This window comes from Okeania sp. SIO2F4, assembly GCF_010672385.1.
Classification (GTDB): domain Bacteria; phylum Cyanobacteriota; class Cyanobacteriia; order Cyanobacteriales; family Microcoleaceae; genus Trichodesmium.
This window is the reverse complement of sequence record NZ_JAAHGT010000465.1, coordinates 1-7,456: the sequence shown is the minus strand read 5'-3', so window position 1 is coordinate 7,456 and position 7,456 is coordinate 1. Positions and strand designations below refer to the sequence as shown.

Here is a 7,456-nt window from a genome sequence, read left to right as displayed (position 1 = left end):
AAGCCATCCTCGACTCGGACCTCATCGGGATCATGCAAGCCATTTCGTCCAAGGTCGACTTTTCCGATGCCGACGAAGCTCTGGCCACTCCCCTTTTAAAGGGAAAAAAGCGGTCGGAAAGCGAAGCATGACCTTAGGATGGGATGGCGAGGTCTCCGTTCCCTCCGGGACGCTACGCGAACTTCGAAGCTTTGCGAAGCGCAAACGCTTGCCTCCAATCTCCCAAGAGAGAAGATAAAATTTTTCATGATTAGTCAATCAATTCCGTTTTCAAGAAGAGGTAATAATTAATAATTAATAATTAATAATTAATAATTAATTGTTGAATATATGTCTATTTTTGTTGAGAACCTAGAGCAGCAACTGCCACTCCAACTAATAAAATAACTGCTCCCAATAAAACAATTAGAGAAGGCATCTCATCAAACAATACATAACCCAAAAAACTGGCTCCAACAGGTTCAAATAAAATTGCCAAAGTAACTAAAGTAGGAGACATCCAACGCACTGCCCAATTAAAACTTGTATGTCCTATTAATTGAGGCACTAACGCCATTAATAATAAATAAAAATAGACTAAACCAGAATAACCAAAGTAGTCAACACCCGAAATTAAGGAAATAGGCAATAATACAATTGCAGCTATACTATAGACTACCACAATATAGCCTCCAATACCAAACCCCTTGGTTTGAGCTTCACGTGCCAGAAGCATATAGAAACTAATTGTCCAAGCTCCCATGAGGGCTAAAAAATTTCCCAGAAGAGGTTTACTACCCGTAGTTGTCCCACCAATATCTGCTAAACCAATCATTACTCCTCCAGTCATAGCTACTACTATGCCAATAACTGTCTGGAGAGAAAGTCTTTCCTTGAAGCACCACCATGACAACAAAGCTACCCAGATAGGGTTAGTCGTGACCAGGGTAGTAGAAGCTGCGATCGAAGTGTAAGATAAAGAAGTAATCCAAAGAGGAAAATGAGTGGCGAGGCAAACTCCCGCTGCTCCTGCATAGAGTATTGCCCCTGGTTGGAGGTTTTGCCACTTAATTTTCGACCATGTTGGTAATAATAGTAAAGAAGCGATCGCCACCCGCGAGGCAGCTATTACTAGACTAAACCCTATCCCACTCATTCCCGCAGATAGACTTGCCAACCTGATTAATATTGCACCAGTAGATATTGCCAAAACACCGATAGTTAGAACTAATATAATTAACCAGTTAGAAGGTTTCATAAGTAAATAAAAAATGGTATGATTAAGTTTATCCAATTATTAGTTGAGTATGCTAAAGCTAACTATTATAGTTTTAATTATTCTCATAGGTTCTGCCCTTTGTTCTGCTACTGAAACAGCTTTACTTTCAGTTTCTCCTATTAAAGTACAACAGTTAGCGCAGCCTAAAAAACCAGCAGCATTAGCACTGTGGGTAATTAAGAAAAAAATTAACCGCCCCATTGCCACTGTTGTGATTATTAATAACATTTTTAATATTGTTGGCAGTATCTTAATTGGTAATATAGCAGCTTCAGTTTTAGGGAATGCTTGGTTAGGAGTTTTTTCTGCTATTTTGACATTTTTAGTAATAGTTTTTGGTGAAATTATTCCCAAAACTCTTGGGGAACGCTATGCCATGAGATTTGCGTTAACTATAGCTTTGCCTGTGCAGGGATTAACTTTTTTATTTACTCCGATAGTCTGGTTCATGGAAAAAATTACATCACCTTTTACTCAAGGAAAAAAATTACCCACTACTAATGAAGCAGAAATTATGTTTTTGACCAGAATAGGATATAAGGAGGGGGTAATTGAAGGGGATGAAGCTGAAATGATTAGAAGAGTATTTCGGCTAAATGATAAAAGTGCATTTGACATTATGACTCCTCGAATAGCGACAACCTATTTATATAGTAATTCAACTATAGCTGAGGTTAAATCAGATATTATTAATTCTCAACATAGCCGAATTATTGTCATCGGAGATTCTATCGATGACGTACTTGGTATGGTCTTAAAACATGAATTACTTAAGGCTATGATTGAGGGAAAAGAAAATCAAAAAATTGCTGATTTTATGCGAGATGTTAGGTTTATTCCAGATACATTGAGGGTGGATATATTATTGAAAGAATTTCAGAAATATCGTCAACATTTGATGGTTGTTTTAGATGAATATGGAGGAATGTCGGGAGTGGTTACTCTGGAGGATGTGTTGGAAGAATTAACTGGTGAAATTGTTGATGAGACTGATAAAAGTGTTGACTTACAAGTTGTGGCAAGAATGAGAGGAAAAATCAAGTTAAAGGATGAGTAATTTCAGTTAGACAAGGGAGTAGGGATTAGGGAGTAGGGAGTAGTTAGGAGTCAGATTTTTTTGATAAACTTTTCTTTTTTCTGCTAGACAAGGGAGTAGGGATTAGGGAGTAGGGAGTAGTTAGGAGTCAGATTTTTTGATAAACTTTTCTTTTTTCTGCTAGACAAGGGAGTAGGGATTAGGGAGTAGGGAGTAGTTAGGAGTCAGATTTTTTTGATAAACTTTTCTTTTTTCTGCTAGACAAGGGAGTAATGTAAGGACAGTTCCATGGAACTGTCCTTAGATAGGTGAGAGAAAAGGTTTCCTGATTTTCTGGAAATTTCTAATAAAGAAGATTCATTAACTATCTAAATCAAGACTTATACACCGAACCCATAAACCCAGTTTTTCACAGATGTCTATTGTTAAAACATAAGATTTCTTATAAAAACCGGGTTTCTTTGCGTAACTCTTATAAATATAATTGCTCTGAACAAATTTTTTCGGTCAACTTTTCTTTTCCCTGAAAATTACGTTACACTAATTATCACAAATTTAAAATTTTGAAGATTCTCCAAAAAATTATGCTGCCAACTGTTTTAATTACTGGTGCTTCTCAAGGTTGTGGTAGAGAAACAGCACTTTTATTTGCGAGAAAAGGATATAACGTTGTCTTAGCTGCTAGAAAGTTAGATAGATTAGCAGCAACAGCAAATGAAGTCAGGGAAATTGGTAAATCTGCCTTGGCTATTCCTACAGATGTTACTGATGCTAAACAAGTAGAATATTTGGTGCAAAAAGCAATAGAATTCTATGAAAAAATTGATGTATTAGTTAATAATGCTGGTATTTGTCTGACTGGTGGAATAGAACATACAACTTTAGAAGATTTTCAACAATTAATGAATGTCAATTTTTTCGGTTATGTGAATACAATTAAAGCTTTATTACCCCATTTTTTATCAAAAAAATCTGGCACAATTATTAATGTTGGTTCCTTTGGTGGAAAAATGCCTTTGCCAAAAATGACTGCTTATTGTGCTAGTAAATATGCAGTTACTGGATTAACTGATACTTTGCGTTTGGAATTAGAGTCAAAAGGAATTAATGTTAGTTCTGTACAACCAGGGGTTATTAATAGTGATTTTCTGGAAAGGGCGCAGTTTCGAGGTGGAGATAATTCGGAAGTAGAAGCTAGTCGCCAACAAATGAATTTGGCTTTAGAATCTAATTTTGTTAGTCAGCCAAAAGATATTGCTGAAGCTATCTGGAATGTTGTTAAAAATAAACAGTCTGAAGTAGTAGTAGGTTCGGCTGTTTTAGCAACAGAAACTTATAGATTATTTCCTGGTTTAGTTCAGTTTATGATGGGAAAAAGTTTGGGGTAATTTATAGCTGAGAAAGTGTTGCTGATGAAAATATGATGAAGGCAAGATCGATGAGATTATTTTTTATCGTTGGTTATTCCTAGCTATTATTTATTAAGCATATCTTTCTTTGCTATTTTTATCTAATGATTTATTAGTCGGAAAAGTCTGAAAATTGTCGTAAATTTATAAATAATGCCTACTCCGATATACCATATTACTCCTTTTAATAATCTTGCTTCTATTCTAAATTATGGTGGATTAATTGCTCTTAATAGACTCAAAGAAAAACAAGTTAGTTATACAAATATTGCTTATGAACAAATTCAAAAGAGAAGAGCAATAAAAGGAGTTCCTTGTGGCGCAGGAGGTGTACTCCATGATTATGTTCCTTTTTATTTTGCACCCCGTTCACCAATGCTTTTTACTATTCATAAAGGAAATGTAGAAAGTTATCAAAATGGTCAAAGTTCAATTATTCATTTAGTTGTAGAAATAGAAGCAATAGAAAACTCAAATTTAGATTTTGTTTTTACTGACGGTCATGCAGTTATGGATTACTCTGATTTTTATGACGATCTTTATGACCTAAATTATATTGATTGGGAATTAATGGAATCAAAATATTGGTTTGATTATGATGAGGATAACAGTCGCAAATGTCGCCGACAAGCTGAATTTTTAGTACACAAATTTTGCCCTTGGACATTGGTTAAATAAATTGGTGTTGTAAATGACTATATGAAAATAAAAGTCCAGAAAATATTAGAAAATTATGATTATAAACCTCTTGTAAAAATACATTCTGATTGGTATTATTAATGATAGATTAGTAGATAGTTATAAATAATTCAAAAAATAGAAATTATTTGAAGGAAGAAAATGGTTGAATTTAAGCAAGGTAATCTCCTAGAAGAAAATATAGAAGCCCTGGTTAATACAGTTAATTGTGTTGGTGTGATGGGAAAAGGTATTGCCTTGCAATTCAAACAGGCATTCCCAGAAAACTTCAAACAATACAAAAAAGCTTGTGATGCTAAACAAGTACAACCAGGGCAAATGTTTACTACTTCTACAGGTAAATTATTTCCCAGATATATTATTAATTTTCCTACCAAACGTCACTGGAAAGGAAAATCAAAAATAGAAGATATTGAATCTGGATTAAAAGCTTTAATTGAAGACGTAAAACAGCTCAAGATTCAGTCGATCGCTATTCCCCCTTTAGGGTGCGGTAATGGTGGTTTAAATTGGGAAGTAGTAAAACCGATGATAGTTAATGCTTGTGCTGAATTTCCTGATGTTCAGGTTGTAATTTTTGAACCAATAGGTACACTAATAGCTGACCAAATTAAAGTTGGTACCAAAAAACCGAATATGACTCTTGCTCGCGCTTTATTTATCCATTTGCTAGAGTTGTATGCAATTCCAGGTTATCGTTTAACCAAACTTGAAATTCAGAAACTTGCTTATTTTCTTCAGGAAGCTGAACAACCATTAAAATTACGTTATCAAAAACATCATTATGGTCCTTATGCTGATAATCTCAATCATGTTCTACAAGCATTAGATGGTCATTTCATTCGTGGATATGGAGATAGAAGTCAGGAGTCACAAATGTATGTTTTACCAGAGGGAAGAAATGCAGCTCATAACTATCTAGAAAAGCATCCCGAAGCTAACGAACGTCTCGAAAGAGTTAGTAATTTAATTACTGGGTTTGAAACTCCTTACGGCATGGAAATGCTGGCAACAATTCATTGGGTAGTGACAAAAGAAGACCCTCAAGCAGCAGAAGATAGTGAAAAAGCGATCGCATTAGTACAAGAATGGAATGAAAGAAAACGTAAACTGTTTAAACCCAGTCATCTCAAGAAAGCATGGCAAAGGCTTAAACAGCAAAATTGGTTTGTTGATCTATCTGCAACAAACCAATAATCTTCAAAACAACTAGGCAAAAGCTTTCAAGAGATAAATGTTCTACTGCTTTATAGTAAAAATATAAGATTCAAGTTCAATAAAAAAGGAGCAAAACACAAAATGCAATACAAAAATAGACATTTACTATGATATACTAGATTTATGTCTAACTTAATTCAACTATTCAAAGAGGTGACTAATAAATTGAAATGCAATTAATCAAGACTAAATTAAAAGTCAATAATCAACAAAAAACCATACTCGCCAAACACGCAGGTGTAGCTCCTGACTGCTTATAACTGGGGATTAGCGACTTGCATCTGTGAATATGAATCAAGCAAGAAACGACTGAGTGCTATCACTTTACATGTATAGTTTGGTGAGGGAAGTCAAAAGTGAAAATCCCTGGTATTATGAAGTATCGATCGGGTGCCCCACAACAAGCGTTAAGAGATTTAGAGAGGGCATTCAAAAATTTTTTAACTATTCCCAAACGTGGATTTCCTGATTGCTTCGTTCCTCGCAACGCTCCGCGGTTTAAGAAAAAAGGAAAAAAAGATAGTTTCTCCGCGCGAAGGAAGTATTAAAATCCTAGAAGGAAACTATATTAAACTACCCAGAATAGGAATAGTAAAAACTTACTGTATCTTACCATCTGTACCAGTCAAAAATGTGAGAAGATCCAAGCGGGCAGGTGAATGGTACATTAGTTTTAAATATGAACAGCAGCCTCAGCAGACTACAAAAGAACGAGATATTATTGGTGTTGATGTTGGTATAAATCTAAGCGCAACTTGTAGTGATGGAACAGTATTTGCTAACGTCAAAGCCTATAAGCAAGGCAAAAAACGACTAACTGGTTATCAACGGCGTGTTAGCAAAAAAGAGCCAGGTTTCCTGCGGAATGCTACGCAAACAAAAAATAGAGCCAAAGCTGTAAAAAGATTAGCTAAAGCTCACAAAAAAGCGGATGCGACCCCGCGACGACGACAGATCGCTTGCGGAACGCGCACCAAGCAGTAGCTGACATCAGAGCAGATGCACTACATAAACTAACAACATGGGCGAGCTAAAAACCACAGTACCATAGTGATAGAAGTATGACAATGTAAGTGGAATGCTCAAAAAGCGGTCGTTTGCGGAGCAGTCCGTTAGGATGGGATGGCGAGGTCTCCTCGCTGGCCTCCAATCGACCAAGAGATCACAAGCTGGCAAGTGCCATAGCAGACTGTGGCTTTTATGAGTTTAAGCGTCAGCTTATATACAAGTGTCAGTGGTATGGCAGTTCAGTATTGATAGCAGATAGATTTTACCCAAGTTCTCAATTGTGTTCTCGCGCTCGGACATCAACAGAAAATGCTGTTGAGCGAGAGGTTGTACGAATGTGAGAACTGCGGGTTCAAGGCAGACAGAGATTTTAATGCTGCTGTGAACGAGCGAAAATTATGGTATGGAAGTAGCTTGAGTTCCAAGCGATTTTAAGCCTGTGGAGAAGAAGGGACGTTGCATAAGGGCGTCCGTACGCAGACTGCGGTCAGTGGTATTCTGGGAAACAGGAAGCTAGCTCCAAAGCTCATGCCATCAGTCATGGGTAAGTTTGGGTAAGTTTAGTAGAACGGAACTTTTACCAATGTCTCGTACTTTTGATATCGGCGTTACTGCTTGGTCACCTCTTGCCGGTGGTTGGTTAAGTGGGAAATATACCAAAGATAATGCAACCTCAGAAGAGCGCAGACTAGATAATGAAATGATGAAAGATTTTTTAGACCAGAGCGATCGCAACACTACTATTGCTCAAGAAGTAGATAAAGTTGCTCAATAAATAGGAAAAAGTTCCTCACAAGTAGCTTTAAGTTGGTTATTAAATAAAGGCGT

Annotated in this window: 5 protein-coding genes and 2 pseudogenes; 6 read left to right on the top strand and 1 reads right to left on the bottom strand. The window is 36.3% G+C overall.

What is annotated here, in order from left to right; genetic code table 11:
• Positions 1–334: 334 nt before the first annotated feature.
• Positions 335–1,237, bottom strand: coding sequence for a DMT family transporter (locus F6K22_RS24895; RefSeq protein WP_293104128.1), 903 nt, complete (start codon positions 1,235–1,237; stop codon positions 335–337).
• Between the two features lie 49 nt (positions 1,238–1,286).
• Here F6K22_RS24895 and F6K22_RS24890 point away from each other — a divergent pair, with 49 nt between their 5' ends.
• The 6 genes and pseudogenes from F6K22_RS24890 to F6K22_RS24860 form a co-directional block, all read left to right on the top strand.
• Entirely contained in the window at positions 1,287–2,315 is a 1,029-nt protein-coding gene (locus F6K22_RS24890) for a hemolysin family protein (protein ID WP_293104125.1), read from the top strand.
• Between the two features lie 563 nt (positions 2,316–2,878).
• On the top strand, positions 2,879–3,682 hold the full coding sequence (locus tag F6K22_RS24885; RefSeq protein ID WP_293104123.1) for an SDR family NAD(P)-dependent oxidoreductase: 804 nt from the start codon (positions 2,879–2,881) through the stop codon (positions 3,680–3,682).
• 174 nt (positions 3,683–3,856) lie between these two features.
• Positions 3,857–4,381: a type II toxin-antitoxin system toxin DNA ADP-ribosyl transferase DarT gene (gene darT, locus F6K22_RS24880; RefSeq protein WP_293104120.1), complete on the top strand. Its 525-nt coding sequence runs from the start codon at positions 3,857–3,859 to the stop codon at positions 4,379–4,381.
• A 162-nt stretch (positions 4,382–4,543) separates the two neighbouring features.
• Positions 4,544–5,599 carry a type II toxin-antitoxin system antitoxin DNA ADP-ribosyl glycohydrolase DarG gene (gene darG, locus F6K22_RS24875; protein WP_293104118.1) on the top strand — a complete coding sequence of 352 codons (1,056 nt, stop codon included), beginning with the start codon at positions 4,544–4,546 and terminating at the stop codon, positions 5,597–5,599.
• A 687-nt stretch (positions 5,600–6,286) separates the two neighbouring features.
• A pseudogene (locus F6K22_RS43140) lies at positions 6,287–7,063 on the top strand (RNA-guided endonuclease InsQ/TnpB family protein).
• A 103-nt stretch (positions 7,064–7,166) separates the two neighbouring features.
• Positions 7,167–7,403, top strand: a pseudogene (locus tag F6K22_RS24860) (aldo/keto reductase); the annotation flags it as partial.
• Positions 7,404–7,456: the final 53 nt, after the last annotated feature.